Origin of the sequence: Polaribacter sp. R77954 (genome assembly GCF_044595335.1) — a bacterium.
In the GTDB taxonomy this organism is placed as follows: Bacteria; Bacteroidota; Bacteroidia; order Flavobacteriales; family Flavobacteriaceae; genus Polaribacter.
Genome location: NZ_CP138992.1, coordinates 2,972,998 through 2,997,874, shown reverse-complemented (window position 1 = coordinate 2,997,874; position 24,877 = coordinate 2,972,998). Strand labels below are relative to the sequence as shown.

Annotated in this window: 21 protein-coding genes; 8 read left to right on the top strand and 13 right to left on the bottom strand. The window is 30.5% G+C overall.

Features of this window, described 5'->3' with window-relative positions; all coding sequences use genetic code 11:
• Nucleotides 1-11: 11 nt before the first annotated feature.
• From SJY27_RS13045 to gldA, 6 genes are all read left to right on the top strand, one after another.
• Entirely contained in the window at nt 12-392 is a 381-nt protein-coding gene (locus SJY27_RS13045; RefSeq protein ID WP_397445300.1) for a hypothetical protein, read from the top strand.
• 3 nt (nt 393-395) lie between these two features.
• On the top strand, nt 396-1,238 hold the full coding sequence (locus SJY27_RS13040; protein WP_397445299.1) for a GLPGLI family protein: 843 nt from the start codon (nt 396-398) through the stop codon (nt 1,236-1,238).
• Between the two features lie 98 nt (nt 1,239-1,336).
• Complete coding sequence (locus SJY27_RS13035; RefSeq protein ID WP_397445298.1) at nt 1,337-2,173, top strand: GLPGLI family protein; 837 nt, start codon at nt 1,337-1,339, stop codon at nt 2,171-2,173.
• Between the two features lie 50 nt (nt 2,174-2,223).
• Nucleotides 2,224-4,980 (top strand): carboxypeptidase-like regulatory domain-containing protein, encoded by a 2,757-nt coding sequence (locus tag SJY27_RS13030; RefSeq protein ID WP_397445297.1) that lies wholly within the window; start codon nt 2,224-2,226, stop codon nt 4,978-4,980.
• 75 nt (nt 4,981-5,055) lie between these two features.
• A complete protein-coding gene (locus SJY27_RS13025) occupies nt 5,056-5,817 on the top strand; it encodes a hypothetical protein (protein WP_397445296.1) in 762 nt (253 codons plus the stop codon).
• Between the two features lie 44 nt (nt 5,818-5,861).
• Nucleotides 5,862-6,755 carry a gliding motility-associated ABC transporter ATP-binding subunit GldA gene (gene gldA / locus SJY27_RS13020; RefSeq protein ID WP_397445295.1) on the top strand — a complete coding sequence of 298 codons (894 nt, stop codon included), beginning with the start codon at nt 5,862-5,864 and terminating at the stop codon, nt 6,753-6,755.
• Between the two features lie 20 nt (nt 6,756-6,775).
• Here gldA and SJY27_RS13015 read toward each other — a convergent pair whose 3' ends face one another.
• The 5 genes from SJY27_RS13015 to dnaE all read right to left on the bottom strand — a co-directional run bounded on the left by SJY27_RS13015 (nt 6,776) and on the right by dnaE (nt 15,906).
• Nucleotides 6,776-7,429, bottom strand: coding sequence for an HAD family hydrolase (locus tag SJY27_RS13015; protein WP_397445294.1), 654 nt, complete (start codon nt 7,427-7,429; stop codon nt 6,776-6,778).
• Nucleotides 7,416-8,741, bottom strand: coding sequence for a D-arabinono-1,4-lactone oxidase (locus SJY27_RS13010; RefSeq protein WP_397445293.1), 1,326 nt, complete (start codon nt 8,739-8,741; stop codon nt 7,416-7,418). The genes SJY27_RS13015 and SJY27_RS13010 overlap by 14 nt, the downstream gene beginning before the upstream one ends.
• A gap of 277 nt (nt 8,742-9,018) precedes the next feature.
• A complete protein-coding gene (locus SJY27_RS13005) occupies nt 9,019-9,702 on the bottom strand; it encodes a hypothetical protein (RefSeq protein ID WP_397445292.1) in 684 nt (227 codons plus the stop codon).
• Nucleotides 9,703-9,705: 3 nt separating this feature from the next.
• On the bottom strand, nt 9,706-11,550 hold the full coding sequence (locus SJY27_RS13000) for a hypothetical protein (protein WP_397445291.1): 1,845 nt from the start codon (nt 11,548-11,550) through the stop codon (nt 9,706-9,708).
• An 18-nt stretch (nt 11,551-11,568) separates the two neighbouring features.
• Nucleotides 11,569-15,906: a DNA polymerase III subunit alpha gene (gene dnaE, locus SJY27_RS12995; protein ID WP_397445290.1), complete on the bottom strand. Its 4,338-nt coding sequence runs from the start codon at nt 15,904-15,906 to the stop codon at nt 11,569-11,571.
• Between the two features lie 227 nt (nt 15,907-16,133).
• Between dnaE and rpe the strand changes: the two genes are divergently transcribed.
• Both rpe and SJY27_RS12985 read left to right on the top strand, forming a co-directional pair.
• Nucleotides 16,134-16,790 carry a ribulose-phosphate 3-epimerase gene (gene rpe, locus SJY27_RS12990; RefSeq protein ID WP_397445289.1) on the top strand — a complete coding sequence of 219 codons (657 nt, stop codon included), beginning with the start codon at nt 16,134-16,136 and terminating at the stop codon, nt 16,788-16,790.
• A 1-nt stretch (nt 16,791) separates the two neighbouring features.
• Nucleotides 16,792-18,156, top strand: coding sequence for an exonuclease domain-containing protein (locus SJY27_RS12985; protein WP_397447922.1), 1,365 nt, complete (start codon nt 16,792-16,794; stop codon nt 18,154-18,156).
• A 1,085-nt stretch (nt 18,157-19,241) separates the two neighbouring features.
• Here SJY27_RS12985 and SJY27_RS12980 read toward each other — a convergent pair.
• From SJY27_RS12980 to SJY27_RS12945, 8 genes are all read right to left on the bottom strand, one after another.
• The gene (locus SJY27_RS12980) at nt 19,242-19,901 is read right to left on the bottom strand and encodes a hypothetical protein (protein ID WP_397445287.1); all 660 of its coding nucleotides are present in this window, start codon (nt 19,899-19,901) and stop codon (nt 19,242-19,244) included.
• Nucleotides 19,891-21,027: a serine hydrolase domain-containing protein gene (locus SJY27_RS12975; protein ID WP_397445285.1), complete on the bottom strand. Its 1,137-nt coding sequence runs from the start codon at nt 21,025-21,027 to the stop codon at nt 19,891-19,893. The genes SJY27_RS12980 and SJY27_RS12975 overlap by 11 nt, the downstream gene beginning before the upstream one ends.
• A gap of 17 nt (nt 21,028-21,044) precedes the next feature.
• Nucleotides 21,045-21,650 (bottom strand): hypothetical protein, encoded by a 606-nt coding sequence (locus SJY27_RS12970; RefSeq protein WP_397445283.1) that lies wholly within the window; start codon nt 21,648-21,650, stop codon nt 21,045-21,047.
• A 23-nt stretch (nt 21,651-21,673) separates the two neighbouring features.
• Nucleotides 21,674-22,318 (bottom strand): hypothetical protein, encoded by a 645-nt coding sequence (locus SJY27_RS12965; RefSeq protein WP_397445281.1) that lies wholly within the window; start codon nt 22,316-22,318, stop codon nt 21,674-21,676.
• Between the two features lie 192 nt (nt 22,319-22,510).
• Nucleotides 22,511-23,128 (bottom strand): CatB-related O-acetyltransferase, encoded by a 618-nt coding sequence (locus SJY27_RS12960; protein ID WP_397445280.1) that lies wholly within the window; start codon nt 23,126-23,128, stop codon nt 22,511-22,513.
• 183 nt (nt 23,129-23,311) lie between these two features.
• Nucleotides 23,312-23,500: a hypothetical protein gene (locus SJY27_RS12955; RefSeq protein ID WP_397445279.1), complete on the bottom strand. Its 189-nt coding sequence runs from the start codon at nt 23,498-23,500 to the stop codon at nt 23,312-23,314.
• Between the two features lie 7 nt (nt 23,501-23,507).
• Nucleotides 23,508-24,371: an SDR family oxidoreductase gene (locus SJY27_RS12950; RefSeq protein WP_397445278.1), complete on the bottom strand. Its 864-nt coding sequence runs from the start codon at nt 24,369-24,371 to the stop codon at nt 23,508-23,510.
• Nucleotides 24,372-24,383: 12 nt separating this feature from the next.
• The gene (locus SJY27_RS12945; protein ID WP_397445277.1) at nt 24,384-24,854 is read right to left on the bottom strand and encodes a hypothetical protein; all 471 of its coding nucleotides are present in this window, start codon (nt 24,852-24,854) and stop codon (nt 24,384-24,386) included.
• Between the last annotated feature and the right edge of the window lie 23 nt (nt 24,855-24,877).

Sequence of the window (24,877 nt, the reverse complement as noted above, 5' to 3'; positions counted from 1 at the left end):
AACAATTCATTATGAAAAAACTTACAACAGTAATTCTATTATTATGTACAACAATTGTGTTAGCACAACATAAAAAAATTACCTTAAATGAATCTATTAATACAGCAACAGATGTAAAAATAAGTTCTATGACTTTTACTGTAGATACTGTTAAAGAATTGGAAAGTATAGATTGGAATAATGTAAAAGCTATCTTTGAAAACAATAAAGACGAGGAACTTATAAAATTGAGTTTTGGAATTGATTTAAAAAAATCTATAAATAAAAAAGGTGCTATTACAGGTAAATTTTCTGTTGAAGGAAAATCTGAAAATATTAATGATTTAATAATTAAATCAAAAAAAGGAATTAACGGACTAATAAAACTTTACAAAAAATACGAAAACGAATAAATTATGAAAACCACTACAACAATATTGGCATTACTATTAGCTACAGTAATAAATGCACAAAATTTTACAGGCAAAGCTACTTATAAAACCAGTAGAAAATCTAATGTAAAATATGGAGAAAATCAAGAAGGCATTACCGATAAAATGCAAGAAGAGTTGCAAAAAAGGTTACAAAAAATGAATCAAAAAACATTTATTTTAGAGTTCGACAAAACGAGTTCGGTTTATAAGGAAGAAGAAAAACTAAAAACACCTAATCCAAAAGCAAACAGAACAGGAGTTGTAGTTATGAATCTTGGTGGTTCAGGTAAAGGAAGTACTTATTATAAAAACCTTAAAGAAAAACGTTTTGCAAATCAAACAGAAATTATGGGCAAGGTTTTCTTAGTTAAAGACGCTTTACCTGTTTATGATTGGAAAATGACTACTGAAACAAAAAATATTGGACAATACACCTGTTATAAAGCAACCTATACAGAAGAGGTAGAAAATAAAAAAATTAGTTTTATTAACGGTGAGACTAAAGAAACTGTAACCAAAGCAACTAAAGTTACTACAGCTTGGTATACGTTACAAGTACCAATTAGTAATGGCCCAAAAAACTATCAAGGTTTACCTGGTTTAATTTTAGAAATTAATGATGGTAAAAATCTAATAGTTTGTACAGAGATTGTTTTAAATCCAACAGAAATCATAAAAATCCAAGAACCAGAAAAGGGAAAAGTAGTTACTCAAAAGAAATTTGATGAAATTCAAAAACAAAAAACCAAAGAAATGATGGAAAAGTTTAAAAGTAGAAATGGCGTAGATATTGGTGGAGGAATTAATATTAAAATGGGTGGCTAAAATCATTTGTTAAACTTTTCCTAACGTCTTTAAACTTTTAAGTTTTTTTTAAGTCTTACAGAATATTATAACAGGTACTTTTGTAAAAACTAAAAAAAATGAAACCATTACTTACGCTAGTTTTAATGCTAGCAACGATTACAACCTTCGCTCAAAAAGATTTTCAAGGAAAAGCAACTTACATGTCTAAAACTACTGTTGATATGAGTATGTTTGGAGATAAAATGACAGAGCAACAGAAACAAGAAAGGCTCGCTAGAATGAAAAACTTTTTAGAGAAAACCTACACATTAAGTTTTACTAGATCAGAATCTTCATTTAAAGAAAATGTAAAGTTAGATGCTCCAGGTGCTTCACGATCTAGATGGGGAGCTAGTAATGGTCAAGGTTCTATTTACAAGAATTTAAAAGAAAAAGAAATGATAGAAGACATTGAAAGTTTTAGCAAACGTTTTCTAATTGTAGAAGAAATGGAGCAGCCCAAATGGCAATTAGGTACCGAAACAAAAAAAATAGGCCAGTATACTTGCTACAAAGCCACTATGACCACTGTTGATACCAAAATTGATTGGGGTAGTATTTTTAGAAGAGGAAGAAGAGGAAACCAAGCCAAAGATTCTACAAAAACTGAAAAGAAAGACGAAATTAAGTTGTTAAGTGTAACTGCTTGGTACTCTCCGCAAATACCTGTTAGTTCTGGCCCTGAAAGTTATTGGGGATTACCTGGTTTAATTTTAGAACTAAATGCTGGTAGAACAACTATGCTTTGTACAGAAATTGTATTAAATCCTGAAGAAGCTATGGAAATTAAAAAACCTAAAAAAGGTAAAAAAGTAAACAGAGAAGAGTACAACGAAATTGTAAAAGTAAAAACAGAAGAACTTAAAGAACGTTTTCAAAACAGAAGCAGAGGTGGTGGTGGAAGAAGGTTTTAAAAAACGCTTCAGTAGCTTTTAACCCAACTCAATTAATTCAAATCAAACAAATGAAAAGATTATTACTTATCACCATTTTTATGGTGTCATGGGTATCTAGTGCCCAAATTAAATACACAGGGGTTGTAAAAGACTCTATTGGAGAGCCTTTAGAAATGGCTAATATTATTGCTTTAGATACTGTTGCTAAAACCATTGCATCTTATGGTTTTTCTGATGCCAATGGTAGCTTTAAATTAGATTTAAAAAAGAACACCATTTACAATATTAAAATTAGCTACGTAGGTTTTAAAGAAATTAGTGAGTTTGTAAAAACAAACACTACCAATATCACTAAAAACTACACCATGTATGAAGATAATATGTTAGATGGTATTAACATTGTTGCTAAAATGCCAGTAACAGTTAAAGGAGATACTATTATTTATAATGCAGATTCTTTTAAAAATGGTTCTGAACGAAAGTTAAAAGATGTAATAGACAAACTACCTGGTGTAGAAATTAACGATGATGGCCAAATAGAAGTAGAAGGAAAAGCGGTTGAAAAAATTATGGTAGATGGTAAAGAATTTTTTAGTGGAGACACAAAACTAGCTACTGAAAACATACCTTCTAATGCTGTAGATAAAATTCAAGTTTTAAGAAATTATGGTGATGTAAACCAATTAAAAGGAGTTCAAAACAACCAAGACAGAGTTGCCATAAACATCAAATTAAAAGAAGGTAAAAAGAACTTTTGGTTCGGAGATATTTTAGCAGGTGCAGGAGATTCTCCAGACACAGGTTTGTATCTATTTCAACCTAAACTATTTTATTATACACCCAAATACACCATTAATGTTATTGGTGATGTAAATAATATGGGAGAAGTAGTTATTGGTAGAAGAGAAGCAAGAAGTTTTGGAGGAAGCTTTAGAAGCCAAAGTCCATCCAATGGAACAAATATTAGTACACCTGATGCAGGTATTGGTATTTTAAACGCCAGTGCTAGAAACGCCAATAGAATAGAAACAAAATTATCTGCTTTAAACTTTAGTTATTCTCCGAATTCAAAATTAGATTTAAGTGGATATTTAATTTGGTCTGGAAACAGCAATGGACAAAGAAACATCAATTCTATCGATTATGTAGATCCTGATACCCCAGATGATGTTGTAGACAATACTACAGACCAAACCAGTAATATAGGTTTATTCAGGTTTAGTACTATCTACAAAAAAGATTTTAACAATCAATTAAACTACAATATTACAGGTCGTTTAACAAACGAGTTTAGAACAGATAATGTAAACTCTCAGGTTTTAAGTGACATTACAGAAACAGAAAGAGCAACACCTTTTACTATAAATCAAGATTTTAGTTATTTTTATACAGCTAGTGAAAAGAGTATTTTTGCGTTAGAAGTACAGCATTTATTGCAAGACGAAGATCCTTTTTATATTGCATCTTTAGAGAATGACCCAAATAACAATGATAATGATCCAGATGGTGATATGCCTCCAGATGGTTTTGATGATGCAGCAGAATCACTAGGTTTAGACAGAAGTTTAACTTTTTATGATTTAGAACAAGACAGACGTGTAAAAACAAACCAACTAAATGCAAAATTAGATTACTATTACATTTTAAATCAAAAAAGTAATTTGAATTTTGTTGCAGGTACTATTTTAAGTAATCAAAGTTTTAATTCAGAGTTTTTTCAATTAGGTACTACTAACATACCAAATCCAGAAATTGATGGTATAGAAGATGAACAAATTAACAACGATACCGAATATAAATTTACAGATATTTATGCTGGTTTAAGATACCGTTTAAAAACCGGAATTTTTACAATTACTCCAGGTTTTACTGCGCACTCTTACAATTCTAATAATACACAATATGGTACAGAGTTTTTTCAGGACACCTTTTTTAAAGTGCTGCCAGAATTTGAAGCCATTGCACAATTTAAAAGAAGCGAGAGTTTAAGGTTTACCTATAAACAAGAAGTTAATTTTACAGATGTTAGTCAAGTTGCCAGAGGAATTGTAGCTAACAATTACAACTCGTTTTTTGCTGGTAATTCAGAGCTTTTAAATGCTAATTTTCATAACGTAAGTTTAAACTATAGTAGCTTTAATTTATTCAACAATAGTAGTGTTTTTGCAAGAATAAATTATAGAAAAACCATGGATCAAGTAAATAGAAACACCATATTTGAGCCAGGATCTGTAGTTTCTAGTAGTACTTCTATAAATTCGCCATTAGATAACGAAAGTTTTACAGCATTTGCAAGTTTAAGTAAAACCATCAGAAAAATAACAGCAAGATTAGGAGGTAATTTTTCGTATAATAAAAGCTACCAATTTATCAATTCTTTAGAGAACACTAACGAAAATATTTCTAGAGGTATTAATACAAGAATTGGTACCAATTTTACAAAAGCACCAAACGTTAGCCTTCGATACAATGTAAACTTTAATGATCAAAGCAACACTGCAAGAACACAAGATGTAAAAACAGTAACACACACACCATCTATTAATTTTGATGCATACATCTGGAATTCTTTAACTCTAACAGCAGATTATTCTTACACAGATCAAATACAAGATGGCGAAAGCACAAATACCTTTAGTATTTTAAATGCAAAATTAGCATACAGAAAAAATAGAGATGCCAAATTAGAATATGAGTTAATAGGTAGCAACTTATTAGCTACAGGTTCTCAGGCCTCAGTTAATCAAAGCATTATTGCTTTTACAACTAACGAACGTTTTATTTTACCTAGATTTATAAGTCTAAGAGTTCGTTACCAACTGTAAATTACAGTTTAATTTAAAAATTTTTAATGGCTCTTTTTAGAGCCATTTTTTATTTAGTTTACTTATTTTTACGCTATGAGTATTATAGCAACAAAGTCATCTTTTTACGCTGCGTTTAAGAGTTTAGGTCTGTTATATCTTTTCTTTATTGTAGGGTTGTTTTTAGATAGTTTTTACATGATAAAAATTACAAATAACGCTCAATTATATGCAAATATTCTAATGCTTACTGTTTTTACGATCACCATTTTTAAAGTAAATAAAAGACTAAAAATACAAATGCTATTTGCTGTACTCATTGGTTTTGTAGGTGAGTATTTGTTTTCTGTACTCTTAGGCATGTACACCTATAGATTAGAAAATGTGCCACACTATATTCCTTTTGGCCATGCATTTGTATATTTAGCTGTGTTACTTTTTGCAAAAGCAGCATCTATCAAAAAACACCATATAAAAATCGAGAAATTTCTGACTATTTTCATCTTTATTTATGCAAGTATATTTCTTATTATAAAGAATGATGTTTTCGGTTTTGTAATGACCATAACAACACTTTTAATTTTAAGAAATAAGCCAAGAGAACGTTTATTTTATTTAACCATGTATATTTCTGTAGCTTGCCTAGAAATAATCGGAACGTATTATAAATGTTGGTGGTGGCCCTCTACAGCTTGGAATGTCATTCCTTTTTTACCAAGCTATAATCCACCAAGTGGAATTAGTTTATTCTATTTTTTATTAGATTTAGGTACTTTATGGCTCTACAAACAAACCCATAAAATAGCTTGGAAAAGGATGAAAAATATTAGACAAATACGTTTCATTAAATCAAACTAAAAAAGAAAAATAATCGTTATAAATAAGCAAATTAGATTTTTTAAATGTCGATAAAAGTTACCTCAGTTACCAAAACATACAAATCTCAAAAAGCGTTAAACGATGTTTCTTTTTCTGCGGATAAAGGTCAGATTATTGGTTTTTTAGGGCCAAATGGTGCAGGGAAATCTACCATGATGAAAATCTTAACGGGTTTTATAAAACCAAATGCAGGCAAAGTTTTGGTTGATGATATTGATGTATTACAAACCCCTTTAAAGGCTCAACAAAATATTGGGTATTTGCCAGAACATAATCCTTTATATGAAGATATGTATGTACGTGAGTATTTGCAATTCCAAGCATCAATTTTTAAGGTTGATAAAAACGAAGTTGATACTTGCATCGAAAAAGTTGGATTGGGTGTTGAAGCGCATAAAAAAATAAATCAATTGTCTAAAGGATATCAACAAAGAGTGGGTTTGGCTGCTGCTATTTTACACAATCCTTCTGTATTGATTTTAGATGAACCCACAACTGGTTTAGATCCAAATCAATTGGTAGAAATTAGAGCGTTGATTAAAGCCTTAGGCAAAGAAAAAACAGTACTCTTTTCTACGCACATTATGCAAGAGGTCGAAGCGGTTTGCGATCGGGTTATCATCATCAAAAAAGGTGAAATCTTAATTGATAAAGAGTTAAAGGCACTTCAGCATAAAAATCAACAAATTATAAATGTAACTTTTGATGATGTTATTGATGAAACGCAATTGCACAAATTAGAAAATGGTATTTTGTGTGTAAACGTAAAAGAAAATACGTGGGAACTTACTTTTACTTCTCATAAAGATATGCGAGGCAAAGTGTTTGATTTTGCAAAAGATAGTAACATCAGAATCCTAGAATTAACATCAAAATCTCAAAATTTAGAAAGTTTGTTTAGAGAAATTACAAAATAAAACAAAAACGATTTGCTAAATTATTGCAAGTTTAAAAACTGATACGCTTCTAATAAAGTTGAAAAAACCAAATGACTACCAGCTGCTTTAAGCTCTGCTTCTGAGTATTGAGTTAAAATTCCTATAGGAATCATACCAGCATCTTTTGCGGCTTTTGTACCTGTTAAACTGTCTTCAAAAACCCAAAGATGTGCAAAATCGCTTTGTGTAAATCCTAAAGCTTTTGCCAAAGTCATATAAGCCTCTGGATGAGGTTTTGGTTTCTCATAATCTTGTACACCAAAAACCGTTGTAAAATTTAATGCTAAATGATGCACACTGTTCTTTAAAAACTGTTTGGTGGCATTACTAGCTATTCCATAAGGAATGTTATTTTTTGATAAATAGGTTGTAAACTCTCTTACACCTGGTAATAATTTAGGAACTGTAAAATAGGTATCTAAATGTTCGTCTTTTAAAAGATATAAAGCTTCTGTTTCTACTTCTTTACCAATAGTACTGCAATAATAATTGGCAATTTTCATTGGAGATTTTCCTGCCATTTCCTTAGGAAATGGCGGAATCTCTTTATTAAATAATTTTTTAAAGGCAGATGCCCAAGCATTATGATGGCTCTGAAAACTATTTACAACAACACCATCAAAATCAAATAAAAATCCTTTAGGCAGTTTCATTTACTAATTTTTTAGCACCCACTAATTTTGTTAAATACGGATTTAAAAATTTATTTGTTGGATCTAATTCTTGTCTAACTTCTTTAAATGCTTCCCATTTTGGATAAATAGCAGATAACTCTGCATCTTTAGCTGCAAAACGTTTTCCCCAATGTGGTCTTCCTCCATATTTCAAGAAAATAGCTTCAATGGTTTTAAAAGCTTCATAAGTATCTGCAGTGGCAGCATTTCTAGAAACACAACCCATAGTTACTGTATCATGCCCATAAGCATAACTTAACCAAGATTTATCTTGATATACAAAACGCACATCCATAGGAATATGGATAAAAGACTTATTATTCCATTGATTGATTACTGCTTTTAGCTCTTTAAAAACTTCAGGAAATTTATCTAAACTTACGGTCCATTCTGCTAATTCTAAAGTAGATCCTCTAGATTTTGTTACAGTAGCTTGGTATAAGGTACCTTTATGTTCTTTTTTAGAATTGAAAAATGCTTTGGCAATAATTTTGTTAGCAATTGCAGTTATCCAAGGAAATTTATGAGAATATTTATACAATATTTTTGAAACGGTTCTTCTATGTTTCAAATATTTAGGCCCAGTATTTTCAGTAATTTGTTTATCAGCAGCTATTTTATCACCTGTAATTACATACCCTGTATCTGTGTGAGGTAACCACAAAATTCTAAGAAAATCGTGCTTTATTAACCTACTTTTTATTTTTGGTAACCATTCGCTATCGTTTTCTGGACCTTCTTTAATATGTAAAGTATAGGCTGGCTCACATTGAAAAGTTACTGTAGACATAACACCTAACATCCCTAAAGAAACACGAACTGCATCTATTAAATCATCGTTTTTTGTAATGGTTTTTACACTTCCATCAGCCAGCACCAAATTACATTCAGTCATGTATTCAGATAACAATTTACCACTTGTACCATGAGTTCCTGTAGCTAAAGCACCACCAATGGTTATTGTGTTAATGTCTGGTAAACAAGGTATGCACCAACCTACAGACTCTACAGCTTCTAGTAATTCGCTTAAAATTAAGCCAGATTGTACTGTTATTGTTTTTGCATTATAATCATAAGAAACAATTTTATTGTAACTTGTCATATCTATCAAAACATCAGTACCTGCTGCAATATCTGCAGAAGATTGTTTGCTTCCAAAAAAACGTATTTTTTTGTTATTTGCTACAACTTCTTGAAGTTCATCTTCAGTAGTAATGTCATACTTTGTAGTGTAGTTGTACTTAAGGTTTTCATTCCAGCTAACCCAAGTTCCGTTATTTTTTTGTTTCATGATTATTTAATTTGGTTAAACAAAATTACAGAATAATAAAGTTAACCAAGTTTTTAAAGTGTTAAGAAAAACCAAAATCCATTTATCATAAAAAATCAAATCTAATTTTATGAATACAATAAAACCGAAGTTTTAAAAAAAAGAATGTGATATTTTTAAATGATAAGAAACATTCTAAGACTATTTAAATTAGTACGTAATTACATTCAATAAAGTTTTTGTATTGTAATTGAACCTGATAAAAAAACAAAATTATCATCAATTGTTCATCACTTTTTTATTGAATTGGAAAAGCAATCCCTATACCTGTTCTTAAGCCAGACCAACCTGTATTGACTTCTTGATTCGCATTATTTATAAGATACGCTTCACTATTTTCACTAAACTTTAATTTGGTACCTAAAACTAAATCAAAACCAATATTTGCTTTTAATATTAAAAAAGATATTGGGTACTCGTAATTTAGCTGCGCCCCTAAACCAAAATCAAAGGAACTAAAGTCTACTGTACTTTGTTCTATATTATCAAATATTTGCGAATAACTATCAATATTTAAACTAGAAATCATGGTAAACCCCTTAAAACCAATTCTAAAGTTTTTTTGTTTTGAAAGGTTTACGTAATAAATGCCTCCTAATGTAATGGCGTTTAACGCTTCTTCTAATCTAACTACACCAGAATAATCTGAATAAGATAGTTTGCCTCCTGTAGAATTATAGCTTAAAAATAAAGCAGTGTTAGCATCTATAATTTCATAACCTATGGTAAAACCAATATTTGCAGGAAAATCATCAATGGTTTTTAAAGGTACATTATTTAAATCTGCTTTAAATTCCTGTTGAAAGTCTGACAAACTAGAATGGGAAAATGTGTTGTAATTTGTTTCAATAAAAATCTTATCTTGTTGAGCATATACATTTAAGGCTACAGAAAAAGTAAAAAATAGGATTATTTTTTTCATCATCTAAAATCGGTTTTTTAAAAAATAATCAAATTTTAATAAAATTAAATAATCGTTTAAGAATACATATTTTCTACCATAACCATTACCTGCTACATCTAAAGTTTTCATTTGGTTTGTATTTAAATTTAGCACGCTTGCTTTAGAAAAACCACTCGAATTACTTTTAAGAAAAAGAATTTTATTGGTTGCGCTATCAAAATTAAAAGAACTTGTTTGTTCTGTTCCAGGAATTATACTTGTGGTGTTATTGTTTAAATTAAAAAAAACACAATCTCGGCCATTGACTCCTCCATAACCACCTATTTGTAGTATTAATTTATTGGTCTCTTTTAAGTATTCTAAACCATAAACTCTAGGCCAATTTTCGGTCAAAGAATGTAATAATTTAATATTATTGTTTTCTATTTTATAAATATTTCTATCAATCGTAAAATATTTATAACTAGAAAATACTTCGCTAAATTGCCTTTGTAACGATGTTATGAATTGCTTTGTGTTGGCGTTATAAACATAAATATTGTTAAAATCGTCTGTATATGTTATAAATAAAAGTCCGTTTCTATAATATGAATTAGAGGGGAATTCATCTACCAAATATTCTTTAGGATCATATTCTTTAAGTATTGATAAATTATCTTTACTAATAACAATTGATTTTAGCTTCATATCTAAAATTAAATTGGAATTATCATCAAAAATTAAACCTGGCGTAAAATACCCAAAATTACTGTCAATTTCTATTTTACTTACTATAGATAAATCATTGGAGTTTAACTTAAAAACACCAATTTTATAAGGGTAATTATTATCTATATTACTGGCATACATATAACCTGAATTTTTATCATAGATTAAATTGTTATATTGTTGATTATCGTATTTGGTACCAAAATTTACATGCCCATAATAGGTTTTATTATCAAAAATATATGCCTCTCTTTGCGGCTCAAAGCTATAGTAATGTACCAAACCTAGTACAAAATTAGTATTTACAATTAATTCACCTCCTTTATTATCTACTTGAGTTTCACCAAGACTATTAGAAAGTGTATAATTTTCGAAATTACCATATAATGGATGTTTATTCCATGTTAACTTATAACTCGTATCATTCAAAAATTCATGCTTTATTGTTATGAGTGAATCTGTAACAAAAAAGTTGTTTTCTATAGATTCTTTTTCTGTATGATTATTTGCTACTTGTATTTTATATTTAATGTTGAATTTAAGAGAAATACTATCTCTAAAAACCCCTTTTTTTATAAGACTATCTGTATCTAATAAAGGAACACGAGTTGTTCTGTAAGATTGTTTTATAAGTAAGTTTGCCTCTTTATATTTTTTTAAATCTGCTGGTACATCCCAATAAACAAATATTGAGCCTTCTTTATGTTCTACTTTAGACACTTCAATTATTTCTATTGATTTATCTACTTTAAAAGTGTAGTTTTCGGTAAATTGATACCCCTCTAAATTAAAAGTATCTGCCAAACTACCAGAACCTGATTTTAAATTGTATTGAAAATCTAAAGTATGATTACCATCATCTAAATCATCAATTTTTATAAAATAATCTCCTGTATAATTTGCGGTAGATTTCACTAGATTACCATCTAAAAAAATATTTATATTAAATAATTGATTGCCTTGGATTGGCTTAAAATTAAAACTTATTAATTTAGAATCTGTTAGGGTTTCTCCGTTTGTAAAATTTTCAAATTCAACAGAATAAGTTGGTTCTATAAGTTCAATCTCTTTATAATAATCTTCAGAAAACTCAAAGCTACAAGAAGAGTATAAAATTATAATAACAATAGGTAATAGTTTGTTTAAAATCTTTTTCATAATGTTTTACCAAAGGTACTAATTCAATTTAAAATCAATTTGCTGGTTTTGTAAAGTAGCTAACAATTCATTTGAAACTTTAATTTTTGTATTTCTACTAGGCAAGGTCATTTCAACTTTTTCTTTGGCATCCCAAATTGTAAAATTTAGCGATTGTTTACCCATGCTATTTTTTAAAATACTTTCTAAATTCAAAATATTCTCTTCGTTTACTTCTTCCACAGGAATTTTTATAGTAAGTTTTTTACACAACTCGTCCATAATATCGTGTAACAATTTCATTGAAGTAAACTTTAGTCGTGGCTCTCCTGTAACTCCTTCTTTGTTCGTCCAACCAGGTTGAATGGTACAACGTACAAATAAGAAAGAATTTGGCACTAAAAAGTGTTTCATTTTTAGGTAATCTTCGCCAAATATTCTGAATTCATTACTATCTCCATAATCTTCGATAGTAAATGCAGCCCAACCTTTACCTGCTTTAGAAACACGATGTTGTACATCTGTAACAATGCCTGCAAAAGACAAATTCATTCCTACATACTTGGCAATATCACCTTTAAAATACTGTAAAGTAGCATTGCAAAAAATAAGTTCGTTTTTAAAATCATCTAAAGGATGTGCAGAAATGTAAATACCAATAACTTCTTTTTCTTGAGACAATAATTCCATGGTTCCCCAAGTATCACAATCGGGTATGTCTGGTTCTGGAAACTGTACAGTAGACGCTTCACCAAACATAGAAACTTGCGCTGAGTTTTTATTTTCTTGGTATTTGCTACCAAATTTTAACGCGCGTTCTAAAAAGGTTAGTCCTTTTTCATCGGTTGCAAAATATTGCGCCCTGTGCGTGTCTGAAAAAGAATCAAATGCACCCGCTTTTATCAAACTATCAAAAGATTTTTTGTTCGCAGTTCTTAAATCTACACGTTTTGCCAAATCAAAAATTGAGGTGTAATTCCCATTTTCTTCACGTTCTTTAATAATGGCTTTTACAGCAGAGTTACCAACACCTTTAACAGCAGCCATACCAAAACGAACAGCACCTTCTGCATTTACAGAGAATTTTAAAAACGATTCATTTAAATCTGGCCCTAAAACTGCTAACCCCATTCGTTTACATTCTTCCATAAAAAACGATACCGATTTTATATCATTCATATTATTAGAAAGCACAGAAGCCATGTATTCTGCAGGATAATGTGCTTTTAAATACGCAGTTTGATAAGCAATCCAAGCATAACAAGTAGAATGCGATTTGTTAAAAGCGTAACTAGCAAAGGCTTCCCAATCTTTCCAGATTTTTTCTAACTTATCTTTATCATGGCCATTTTTACCAGCTTGCTCAATAAATTTGGGTTTCATTTTATCAAGTACAGCAATCTGCTTTTTACCCATGGCTTTACGTAAAACATCGGCTTCACCTTTAGTAAAATCTGCCAGTTTTTGCGAGAGTAACATTACTTGCTCTTGGTACACTGTAATTCCGTAAGTTTCTGCTAAATACTCTTCCATTGCTGGTAAATCGTATTCAATATCTTCTGTTCCGTGTTTTCTGTTGATAAAACTCGGAATATATTCCATTGGTCCAGGCCTGTACAAGGCATTCATGGCAATTAAATCTGCAAAAACGGTTGGTTTTAAAGAACGCATGTGTTTTTGCATCCCAGGAGATTCATATTGAAAAATACCTACTGTTTCTCCTCTTTGGAAAAGCTCATACGTTTTTTCATCATCTAAAGGAAAATTTTCAGGATCTAATTCTACACCATGTTTTGCTTTTACAATTTTTACAGTATCTTTAATTAATGTAAGCGTTTTTAATCCTAAGAAATCCATTTTTAACAAGCCTGCAGATTCTACAACAGAGTTGTCAAATTGGGTTACATACATGTCTGAATCCTTAGCCAAAGCAACAGGGACATAATTTGTAATATCACCAGGAGTGATGATTACACCACAAGCGTGAATACCTGTATTACGAACAGAACCTTCTAAAATAGTCGCTTTATTTATGGTTTCTGAAGTTAAATCATTACCATAAGACATGTTTTTTAGTTCTTCAACTAGCTGTTTTTCTTCAGCTCGCAAGCCATCAACTTTACCTTTACTTTTAGCATCATCACCAAAAATGTTTTTTAGTTTGATACCCGGAATTAATTTTGCAATTCTATCGGCTTCAAAAAGCGGTAAATCTAAAACTCGGGCTGTATCTCTAATGGATGATTTTGCAGCCATGGTACCATACGTAATAATTTGTGCAACTTGATTGGCACCATATTTATCAATTACATAGTCCATAACTCTGCTTCGTCCTTCATCATCAAAATCAATGTCTATATCTGGCATCGAAACACGCTCAGGATTTAAGAAACGCTCAAAAAGTAAATCGTATTTAATAGGATCTATATTGGTAATCCACAAACAATATGCAACTACAGAACCAGCTGCAGAACCACGTCCAGGACCAACAGCAACATCCATTTTTCTGGCTTCTCGAATAAAATCTTCTACAATTAAAAAGTAACCAGGATAACCTGTTTTTTCGATAACCTCTAACTCAAAATCTAAACGTTCTTTAATTGCAGGGGTAATTTCTCCATAACGTTTTTTGGCTCCTTCAAAAGTTAAGTGTTTTAAAAAATTATTTTCTCCACGTTTTCCTCCATCCTTTTCATCTTCGGCATCTTTAAATTCATCAGGAATATCAAAAGCAGGCAATAAAACATCTCTTGCTAAGGTGAAAATTTCAATTTTATCAACAATTTCTTGAATGTTACTAATGGCTTCAGGAATATCTGCAAACAAGGTTTTCATTTCATCTGAAGACTTAAAATAGTATTCTTCATTAGGCAAACCATATCTATAACCACGTCCTTTACCTTTTGGTGTAGCTTGTTTTTCGCCATCTTTTACACACAATAAAATATCGTGTGCGTTGGCGTCTTTTTTCTCTAGATAGAATGTATTATTGGTTGCAACAATTTTAACATCGTGTTTTTTTGAAAACTTTAATAGAGTTTCATTCACAATGTTTTCATCTTGCTGATTGTGGCGCATCAACTCGATATAAAAATCATCTTGAAACTCTTGTTTCCACCATAACAAAGCTTCTTCTGCTTGGTTTTCTCCAAGATTTAGAATTTTACTTGGTACTTCTCCATATAAATTACCCGTTAAAACAATAATATCATCTTTGTATTTTTTGATGATTTCTTTATCAATTCTTGGCACATAATAAAATCCATCAACAAAAGCAATGGATGACATTTTTGCCAAATTATGATACCCTTTTTTGTTCTTGGCTAATAAAACTACTTGATAACCATTGTCTTTTTGTGATTTATTTTTATGATCTTCGCAAACATTAAATTCGCAGCCAATAATTGGTTTTATTGGGTTTTCTGCGCTTTTATTATGATTTAAAACAGCACTTACAAAGTGAAATGCAGCCATCATATTTGCAGTATCTGTCATAGCCACTGCAGGCATATTATCTTTTGCTGCAGCTTTTACAATGTTGCCAATTTGCATGGTAGATTGTAAAACAGAATATTGCGTATGATTGTGTAAATGTGCAAATTTTACATCTTTTAATTCCGCCAAACCTTCTGATGTAGATTTGGTTTCTTTATCGTCTTTTAATTTTTCTAGACGTTTACGAATTTTATCACTCTCTTTTTTTAGATTGATGTGTTGCAAACCAATAACCTGAATGGGTTTTGGATTGGTTTCAGAGAAATTTTTAAAATAATCTGCATCAACATCTAATTGTTCTTTGGTAAATTCTCTTAAACGAATTAATTCTAAAAAACAACGAGTAGTCGCTTCAACATCGGCAGTTGCATTATGGGCTTCACCAAAACCAACACCAAACAAATGATTGTGTAATTCTGTTAACGTTGGTAATTTAAATTTTCCTCCACGTCCTCCAGGAATTTGACACATTTGCGCTGTTTTTTCAGTACAGGTATCTAAAACAGGTAGTTTGGTTAGGTTATTATCAACACCCAATCTATGGAATTCACACCCCATAATATTTAAGTCAAACTCTACATTTTGACCAACTACAAATTTGGTTTTCTGTAAAGCTTCATTAAATAGTTGTAAACCTTTGTCTAAATCAATGCCTTGTTCATCTGCCAATTCTGTTGAAATGCCATGAATTCTTTCAGCATCATAAGGAATATTAAATCCCTCTGGTTTAATTAAAAAATCATTGTGCTCTAACAAATTTCCCATTTTGTCATGCAATTGCCATGCAATTTGAATACATCTTGGCCAATTGTCTGTATCTGTAATGGGTGCATTCCAACTTTTAGGTAAACCTGTAGTTTCTGTATCAAAAATTAAGTACATAAATGATTTTTATCTGATGATTTTGGAGAGTTAAAAATACAAAATGATTGAGGACTTCATCTCGAATTCTTTTGAGGACTTATCAACAATAACTAATTTTATGTTATGACGAAAAAATAGCACGATTACATTAAAATTTTACTCCATTAAGTAATCACCATCATCTGAAAAAATAGTAGCAATACACAAAAACGTTTTAATTATCTTTGCGAAAAGAAACTTAACAAATGAGTAATTTAATTGCACCTTCAATTTTAGCGGCAGATTTTGCCAATTTACAGAAAGACATAGAAATGGTAAACAATAGTGAGGCAGATTGGTTTCATATTGATATTATGGATGGTGTTTTTGTACCCAACATTTCGTTTGGAATGCCTGTTTTAAAAGCAATTGCAAAGCACGCTACAAAAACGATTGATGTGCATTTAATGATTGTAGATCCTGACAGATACATAAGTACTTTTGCAGATTTGGGTGCAGCTATTTTAACGGTACATTATGAAGCTTGTACACATTTACACAGAACCATTCAAGCTATAAAAACAGCTGGAATGAAAGCAGGAGTTGCTTTGAATCCGCATACGCCTATTGCAGTTTTAGAAGACGTAATTGCTGATTTAGACGTGGTGTGTATTATGAGTGTAAACCCTGGTTTTGGAGGACAATCTTTTATTGAAAACACCTACAAAAAAGTAAGTCAATTAAAACATTTGATTGAATTTTCTGAGTCTGATTGTCAAATAGAAATTGATGGCGGAGTTACGAGTGTAAATGCAAATGCTTTAATTGAAGCAGGTGCCAATGTTTTAGTTGCAGGTAGTTTTGTTTTTAAAAGTGATGACCCAACAACTACTATTGCAGAGTTAAAAGCGATTGTTGGGTAATTTGTATGCAGTTGTAGACATAGAAACCACAGGAAATGGATACAAAGGTCAGAAAATAACTGAAATATCTATTTTTATTTTTGATGGCAAAGTGGTGGTAGACGAGTTTACGTCTTTAGTAAACCCTGAGCAAAACATTCCACCTTTTATCACCAATTTAACAGGCATAACCAATACAATGGTTCGTTATGCACCTAAATTTTATGAAATTGCAAGAAAGGTAGAAGAAATAACCAAAGACACTATTTTTGTAGCCCATAATGTAAACTTTGACTATAACATTATTAGAGATGAATTTAAAAACTTAGGCTTCGATTTTAAACGAAAAAAACTCTGTACAGTACGTTTAACTAGAAAAATTATGCCTGGTTTACGATCATACAGTTTGGGTAATATTTGTGCTGATGAAAACATTCCAATCAATGGAAGACACAGAGCAAAAGGTGATGCAGAGGCAACTACAGAATTGTTTAAAAGATTGCTAGAAAGAGATGATAAATTTATTATCAATTCCTTTTTAAATCCACGTTCAAGGCAAGCCACTTTACCACCACTTTTAGACAAAAAAATAGTAGATAATTTACCTGAAACTTTTGGAGTATATTATTTTAAAAACACCGCTAAAGAAATTATCTATGTGGGTAAAGCCAATAATATCAAACAAAGAGTAATCAGCCATTTTTATGATAAAAAGAAAAAAGAGCGAGAATTATGTATGGAAACTGCTCACATTTCTTTTACAAAAACTGGTAGTGAAATTTTGGCATTGCTATTAGAATCTTCAGAAATAAAAGATATTTATCCAAAATACAATCGTTCTCAAAAAAACAAAAAAGAGGCAATTGGACTCTTTTGTTATGAAGACCAAAAAGGAGTAACTCATTTGGCTTTTAATCGAATAAAAATAGTACCAAACCCAATTATGAGTTTTTATTCTTTAGCTGAGTGCAGAAATTTCTTAGAAAAACTATGTGAAGAGTTTAGTTTGTGCCCTAAATATTGTCATTTACAAAATAATGTAAAAGCCTGCTTTCATCATCAATTAAAAACATGTAAAGGCGTTTGTTGTGATAAAGAATCTGTTAAGAATTATAATATTCGTGTACAAAAAGCCATAAATTCTATTGGTTTATCTTTAGAAAACAGTGTAATTAAAGAACAAGGAAGAACTGAAAATGAAATTGGCTTTGCATTAATTTTAGGAGGTGTTTATCAAGGTTTTGGTTTTATAGATAAAGTTATTGCAGATGGTTTTAAAAACCCAGAAGACTATCAATTTTACGTGCAACCTAAAAAAGATAATAGAGATATTCAGCGAATATTAGCAGCATATATTAAGAAGAAAGAAGAGGCTATGCTTTTGTAAATTAAATAATGGATGAAGATGGAATAGCACATGCATCTTGATGCAACTTTAAAAAGTTCAGTAACTTTTGATGCAAAGTATTGATACTTCTTACACGAAATACAAATACTTTTTGTTAAATATTGTAGTATTTTTAATAGAAAGTACTAATATTTTTGGATAAAAGTACTAGTATATTTATGTAAAAGTTGTAGTATTTTTTACAAGATCTTAAAAACTAAGGGTTTTGCTGAGTTTTACAGACACTAATCAAATATACAAAAAAAGAGCTTTTCTGTTTATAATTGCCTTAGGAAATTAATCAACCCCAAAAAGGATAAGTAAATTAAGTTAATTCATTCATTTTAGCTTAAAACACAACAATTGGTCTTGATTCTATACTACGTATGCTTATTTCATTAAAAGTCATAAAAAAAGCCCCATTAACATGGAGCTTACTTTGTAGCGGAAACTGGACTCAAACCAATGTCCGTCCACTGACGGACAAGAGCCCGACAAAAAACTCAATTTTATCCCTATTTTAGCTATATTTTGATTAAATCGTGTATGAAAGTGTGTACTCTAATTTTGTATAATTTTTCTATCCAGATAATAGACAAAAAATTACACTAATTTACAATCAATATTTTTAAGAAGTTCATACTCTTTTTCAATTAAAGAAGCTTATCAATCAACCTTATTTCTAGCCAAATTTAACTATTTTTCTAATTTATTTTAACTCTCTTATTATCTGGTTTAATAATTTCTTATTCCTTATTTGTACTTTCTATGAATTGTTGTTCTATAAAAATTTTGAAAAATTTAGAGTTAATTTTATGTATGATTAATGCTAAATAAGTAATAAAGCTAAAAAATAACAACTTTTGAATTCATAATATTATAGGCTATTTTATATTATGCAGTCATGGCTACTTGGAGTTTGGGGAAAAGTACCATAAATACCCGTTTGTAAATTTAGCTTTGAATTAGTTTAAAATAGTAAATTTTTTGGACTAATTTTTTTTGACAGAATAATGGGGTTCTATGTTAATATTTTACTATTTATTATTTGTAAAAAATCTAGTTATTTGATTAATTAAAAATACTTACCATAAAATATATGTACTTACATATTCTTGCTCTCTACAAAGCATAAAACCAAGCCATATAAACCATATAATTTGCAGCATTCCAAAAACACCAACAAAACCATAAAAATATGGTAATACTGTTATAAAGACTATTGACCCTAGAAGCAAAGAAAATAAATTGAAATATTTATTCCAATATTTACTTTTTAATGCAATTACACCTATACAAAACACCCAAATACCACCTAATAATTCTACACCACCACTAAGAGCATCTTGAATGATTTGGATAGTTGTAAAAATGACATGAATGCTTTCAATATCAACTTTCATTTGGCTAATTTTCTCTATACCTACTGTAAATATGAATCCACTAGCCATCACAAAAGCAGCCCAGATATACCCAACTATCGAAGCAAAATCACTTAAACTATTCTTTTTAAATAAGTTCTTTACCATTGAAACAAGTGGAATAAGCAGTACTCCAAAAAGTACATAAATGGTCAGATACCAAAATTGTAAACTCACTTTATTACTCATATAATAGGCTATTTGTTCTTTTTTATCGAGCTTTCCATCAATTAGTGGACTAAAAAAAGTAAAAAGACAAACAAAGCCTATGATATAACAACATGCCAAACTTAAAGAAATGTAGGCGCTTCTTTTAGTTCTCATTTTCTATGATTTTGAGAATTTCAAAAACTAATATCATTGCACTTTTTGAAGCTTCCAATTTATTCAAAGAACCTGTAATATACGTGTCAAGCTGGGGATTATACCATAAAAATGATGCTGTACTACCCGAATGTCCAATAAGTTTGAGTTTATTGTCTGTATTTGTTAATGTACCTACTGAAACTTTTCTTATGCCATAACCATAATCCATTCCTTTGGTTTCCTTTACCCAATGTTGCATAGCCAATCGAGTTTCTTTCTTCACAATTTTATCATTATTAAAAGCTTTAAAAAATGAAATTAAATCATTCGTGGTAGTCACCAATCCACCACCACCCCAATCTGCACTCAGACTTGTTAAAGATGACAATTCTGATTCGCCTGCATAAAATGGTACTATCGGTAGTGTTTTATTTATTGATGTGGATTTTAAATTTATATAAGAGTTATTCATTTCTAAAGTTTCAAATATATTTTCCTTAAAAAACTCATCTAAAGTTAGACCACTAACATGCTCTATAACCAATGCTAAGAGTACATACCCTGTATCTGTATAGTGAAATGCATCACCAGGTGCAAAATGCGGTTGCATTTTCATTTTAGTAAAATCAATCAATTTCTCTGGCAACCATACTTTATGAGGCGCTGTTAGCACCTGATTTAAAATATTAGGGCTATTATCTTTGGTTGAATCAGAAAAGTAATCAGGTAAACCTGATGTGTGTTGTAACAAATGGCTAATCGTAATCTGTTTTGAGTAGTTTGTGTTATTGTAAACATGAAGGTTCTTTAAAAGTGTATCTGGTAGGTATTTGATGATCTTATCTTGAAACTTTAATTTCCCAGCATCTTTTAATACCCCTATTGAAACTGCAGTTAATAATTTAGTAATACTTGCTGTATAAAAGGGCGCAGTTTTACTGATTGATTCTCTTTGATTTTGATTAGGATGACTGAAGAATAGCTCAAGATTTTGAGAAGGCGAATAAATTTGTAATACCGCATTTTTACAGTTGTTACTTTCTACACTCTTGATGAAAACATCATTTATTTTTTGCGCTACATTATTTTGCATAAAGGCCTTAGACCCTATTAATACAAAAACTACCAGAAATACGTTTTTCATAATTTATGATTTAAAAATTAGAACCAACTAAAACCAATACCTACACTAAATTGTACAACATCTCTATCAATTCCATTATTGAGATTCACACCACCCAGTAGTAATTTAGATTGTACATTTAATGCAAAGTTATTCTTTCTGTAAACATCATACCCAGTACTCGCCATAACTGCAATTCCAGTGTTCCAATCGTCATTTACATTGTTTTTAATATCGTAAAGCGCAGGTGAATCTAGTGCTAAACCTGCTCCACCATGAATCCACCAACGATCTTTAACCCAGTACTGAATAGCAGGAATAAATCCACCAAAGTGTCGATCATTATCATTGACCGAATAAATCATTCCAGGAATAGAAAGTGTTAACGCCAACCGATTGTTTAACATATAACCGAATTTTAAATCTGGAAAAGAAAAAGCACCTTGTGCTTCATCAAAACTTTGAATTCCGTCACTATCTTCTGTGCTGATAATCCCACCACCAATGGCAAATTCGAACATAAACCCTTCTCTTTGAAAACTACGTTCAGGTATCGAGTTACTTTGGGCAGTTGCTATTGTTGTTATAAAAAGAAAAGCAATACTAGCTATTCTTGACATCAATTGATTTGTTTTTGATTTCATAATTTATTTATTTTATTATTATTTTAAAATTTAAAACCGATATATAAGTTAGGTTCAAAAAGGAAGTAATTTTTCCATTTGTTATCTAATTGTTTAAAAGCTTGAGGTGTTTTAGTATCAAAATGCCATACATTACAATGAAACTGTGGCTCAATAAAAAACTGTTTCTTTTTACCAAAAGCAAAATGATAGCCCACATGGTATGAATTATAGAGTTTAAAACCGTTATTAATTTTTTTATTGTCTATATCTTTATAAGTTTTATAAAGTGGTAAGACTTCTACAGAGGCAAATAAACCTTTCCAAAGCATACGTTGGTAGGATATACCAATTCCTCTTTCGTACAAATGGCCAGGATAAAATTCTGATTGCGTATCAATTTTATCTAATAGTCCATCCCACCATTGAATACCCATGGGTTGAAATAAGCGCCAGGTAGCAAATTTTACCCCAATGATATTTTTTGCATCTATTTCACGCTTCACATGTAGTTCGAAGTGATGGGTATTGGTTCTTTCCCCGGCTTTACCAAGATTACCCAGGATAATGGCAGGAAAACTGACTCTGTATTTCAATTCCTTAGCACTATCGGATACTGATTTTTCGTTGTTCTGTGCAAAAACACTTAACGAGCAAAGTGTTAAGCCTATGATTACTAGTTTTTTCATTTTGAAATGACTTTTTATAATTTTTTAATATCACTATTGATGGTACAAAGAACTAGAAGAAAAGAAGGGTAATCGTTCTAAATTATGATTTGAAACCTTTTTGATATGTAGTACTAATGTATGTTACCAAAAGAAAAAGGCTTAACAGATATAGTGTTAAGCCTTTTATGAGTTTAATTCTTGGATTTTATCTTAAAGCAATACTTCAGGATGAGAAGTAAGTTTTTCTACATTTTTAGTAATTTTTTCAATATTCCAATCCCACCATTTTATTTGTAATAGTCTTAAAATAGTATCTTCAGAAAAGCGTTTTTTGATAAGCCTAGCAGGGTTACCTCCAACAATGCTATATGGTTCAACATCTTTTGTTACGATTGATTTGGACGCTACAATCGCTCCATCACCAATTGAAACCCCAGGCATAATGGTAGCATCGTAACCAATCCATACATCATTACCAATAATGGTATCACCTTTGGTTGGGTAAGTTTTACCTTCCATAGCATCTTGCCATGCACCACCAAAAATAGCAAATGGATATGCAGATGTAGCTTTGGTTAAATGATTGCCACCATTCATAATAAATGTAGCATCTGAAGCAATCATACAAAACTTACCAATTATGAGTTTATCACCTATAAAATTAAAATGGTATTTCACATTTTTTTCAAAATTTGACACCTCTTCAAAATCATCATAATATGTATAATCACCTACTATGATATTTGGATTTTTAATGATATTTTTTAGAAAACAAAGCTTATTGTAGTCTGGAATTGGAAATTTACGGTCTGGATTAGGAATGTTCATAATTTATGTTTTAAGAGGTTAAATAAACTGATAGCTAAAATCATAGTGAATACGGCTTGTACTTTTTCAAAAGTAGTTTCAGCTAACAAATTAGCAAACGAATTCAACAAAAAATATATTGCAAACGCAAATAACCACCTATTTATGGTTTTAACTTGCCCATTCCACTTCAGAATTTTGGTTTTAATCAAAATTAAAAATCCCAGAAAAAGCATTATGAAAAGTGCCGCAAATTCTAAAAGCAGAATCGTTTTGGGTTCTAATATTTCCCCCCCAAACTATATTTTGAGGTAGAATACCTACTAAAATTAAGACGTGAAAAACTGAATAATATAAAACAATACCAAGTGCAATTTTATCGGAAAGTTTCATATGTATATTATTTAAGGTTATTCGCTTCTTCACTGTAAAACTCTTTTAAATGATGTTCGCCAAAGGTTGGCGCTATATTATCATCTGCCATTAAGGTTAGAAAAAACTCAATTGGTCCATAGCTTTTTACACTGGTAAAGGTTCTCAAAATCCAAATAGTTAGTTTTCGCATCCAATCTGGTAAATGAATGATTTTTATAGGTTTGTTAAATGTATTTAAAGCTAACTCACTAATTTCATTAAGACTTAACACATCCGGTCCTCCTATAGTTAGTTCTTTATTAGTTTCGTCTAAATTGTCTACAATAAATGTTGCCAAATCTTTACCGTGAATTGGGTTGAATTTTTGATTTCCTGATCCAAACAAATACACACGACCAGACTTTGCCATTTGCAAAAAATCTTTCATATCTGAAAAAAAACCGTTGGGTCTAACTATGGTGTAATTTAATCCAGATGCTTTTAAAGCATCCACAAACTTTTCCTTGGCTTCAAATATTTTTAAATTTCGATATTTGTTGCCATTGATAGCTGATACGTAAACAAAATGATTGACACCACTTTGTTTAGCTTCGTCTAGTAAATTCATATTCGCCTGAAAATCAACATTCATATAAGTTAAACCATCCTTTTGTCTTGTAATTCCAACGGTTGAAATGACCGTGTTTATCCCTTTACAAATATCTCTTAGGGTATTGGGTTTGGTAACTTCGGCTTGCCTAACTTCTAAATAGTTTTCATTAGAATTATCTAATTGATATGTTTTACGAACTACAGCAACCACTTGGTTTTGTTTTTCTATTAAAACTTTTAATAAATGCTTGCCCAAATACCCAGTAGCGCCTGCTAATAATACATTGGTATGTTTCATACTTTAGATATATTAATTCATTTTTCTTTTAAAAATGTATCTAGTTATAAAAATCCCGTTATTGTCCTTATGTCCGGCGTCGCTTTCCACAGCACTTGTTACAAACATTAACTCCCAACCTTTAGACAGCATAGTGGTGAGTTTTGACGAGATTAAAGCGTCATTGGCAGCAATATTCTGAAATCTAATACCTCCTAAATTGAAGAAGTTCAAAAGTTTTGTTTCTTCAAAGTTTTTTACTCTAATGTCTTTTCTTTTCGACTTGTTTCTGGTAGTTGAGTCTTCTGATTGATTAGAAGTAAACTTTTCATAATTTCTTTCATCATCGGTTGAAATTAAACGAGATCTACCTAATCCACTTGACACAATGGATTCTACACTTGTAATTACTTTAATTTCATATAATTGCTTCGCTGTATCTTGTGCAATAGCACTTTTAGAAATTAATACAATTAATATGATTAGGCTTACTATTTTTTTCATGATCAGATTATTTAAATTTTATC

What these genes read in the sequence shown, in the direction of transcription:
- SJY27_RS13045 (WP_397445300.1), top strand. Translation starts at nt 12, where the DNA reads ATGAAAAAACTTACAACAGTAATTCTATTATTATGTACAACAATTGTG.
- SJY27_RS13040 (WP_397445299.1), top strand. Translation starts at nt 396, where the DNA reads ATGAAAACCACTACAACAATATTGGCATTACTATTAGCTACAGTAATA.
- SJY27_RS13035 (WP_397445298.1), top strand. Translation starts at nt 1,337, where the DNA reads ATGAAACCATTACTTACGCTAGTTTTAATGCTAGCAACGATTACAACC.
- SJY27_RS13030 (WP_397445297.1), top strand. Translation starts at nt 2,224, where the DNA reads ATGAAAAGATTATTACTTATCACCATTTTTATGGTGTCATGGGTATCT.
- SJY27_RS13025 (WP_397445296.1), top strand. Translation starts at nt 5,056, where the DNA reads ATGAGTATTATAGCAACAAAGTCATCTTTTTACGCTGCGTTTAAGAGT.
- gldA (WP_397445295.1), top strand. Translation starts at nt 5,862, where the DNA reads ATGTCGATAAAAGTTACCTCAGTTACCAAAACATACAAATCTCAAAAA.
- SJY27_RS13015 (WP_397445294.1), bottom strand. Translation starts at nt 7,429, where the DNA reads ATGAAACTGCCTAAAGGATTTTTATTTGATTTTGATGGTGTTGTTGTA.
- SJY27_RS13010 (WP_397445293.1), bottom strand. Translation starts at nt 8,741, where the DNA reads ATGAAACAAAAAAATAACGGAACTTGGGTTAGCTGGAATGAAAACCTT.
- SJY27_RS13005 (WP_397445292.1), bottom strand. Translation starts at nt 9,702, where the DNA reads ATGAAAAAAATAATCCTATTTTTTACTTTTTCTGTAGCCTTAAATGTA.
- SJY27_RS13000 (WP_397445291.1), bottom strand. Translation starts at nt 11,550, where the DNA reads ATGAAAAAGATTTTAAACAAACTATTACCTATTGTTATTATAATTTTA.
- dnaE (WP_397445290.1), bottom strand. Translation starts at nt 15,906, where the DNA reads ATGTACTTAATTTTTGATACAGAAACTACAGGTTTACCTAAAAGTTGG.
- rpe (WP_397445289.1), top strand. Translation starts at nt 16,134, where the DNA reads ATGAGTAATTTAATTGCACCTTCAATTTTAGCGGCAGATTTTGCCAAT.
- SJY27_RS12980 (WP_397445287.1), bottom strand. Translation starts at nt 19,901, where the DNA reads ATGAGAACTAAAAGAAGCGCCTACATTTCTTTAAGTTTGGCATGTTGT.
- SJY27_RS12975 (WP_397445285.1), bottom strand. Translation starts at nt 21,027, where the DNA reads ATGAAAAACGTATTTCTGGTAGTTTTTGTATTAATAGGGTCTAAGGCC.
- SJY27_RS12970 (WP_397445283.1), bottom strand. Translation starts at nt 21,650, where the DNA reads ATGAAATCAAAAACAAATCAATTGATGTCAAGAATAGCTAGTATTGCT.
- SJY27_RS12965 (WP_397445281.1), bottom strand. Translation starts at nt 22,318, where the DNA reads ATGAAAAAACTAGTAATCATAGGCTTAACACTTTGCTCGTTAAGTGTT.
- SJY27_RS12960 (WP_397445280.1), bottom strand. Translation starts at nt 23,128, where the DNA reads ATGAACATTCCTAATCCAGACCGTAAATTTCCAATTCCAGACTACAAT.
- SJY27_RS12955 (WP_397445279.1), bottom strand. Translation starts at nt 23,500, where the DNA reads ATGAAACTTTCCGATAAAATTGCACTTGGTATTGTTTTATATTATTCA.
- SJY27_RS12950 (WP_397445278.1), bottom strand. Translation starts at nt 24,371, where the DNA reads ATGAAACATACCAATGTATTATTAGCAGGCGCTACTGGGTATTTGGGC.
- SJY27_RS12945 (WP_397445277.1), bottom strand. Translation starts at nt 24,854, where the DNA reads ATGAAAAAAATAGTAAGCCTAATCATATTAATTGTATTAATTTCTAAA.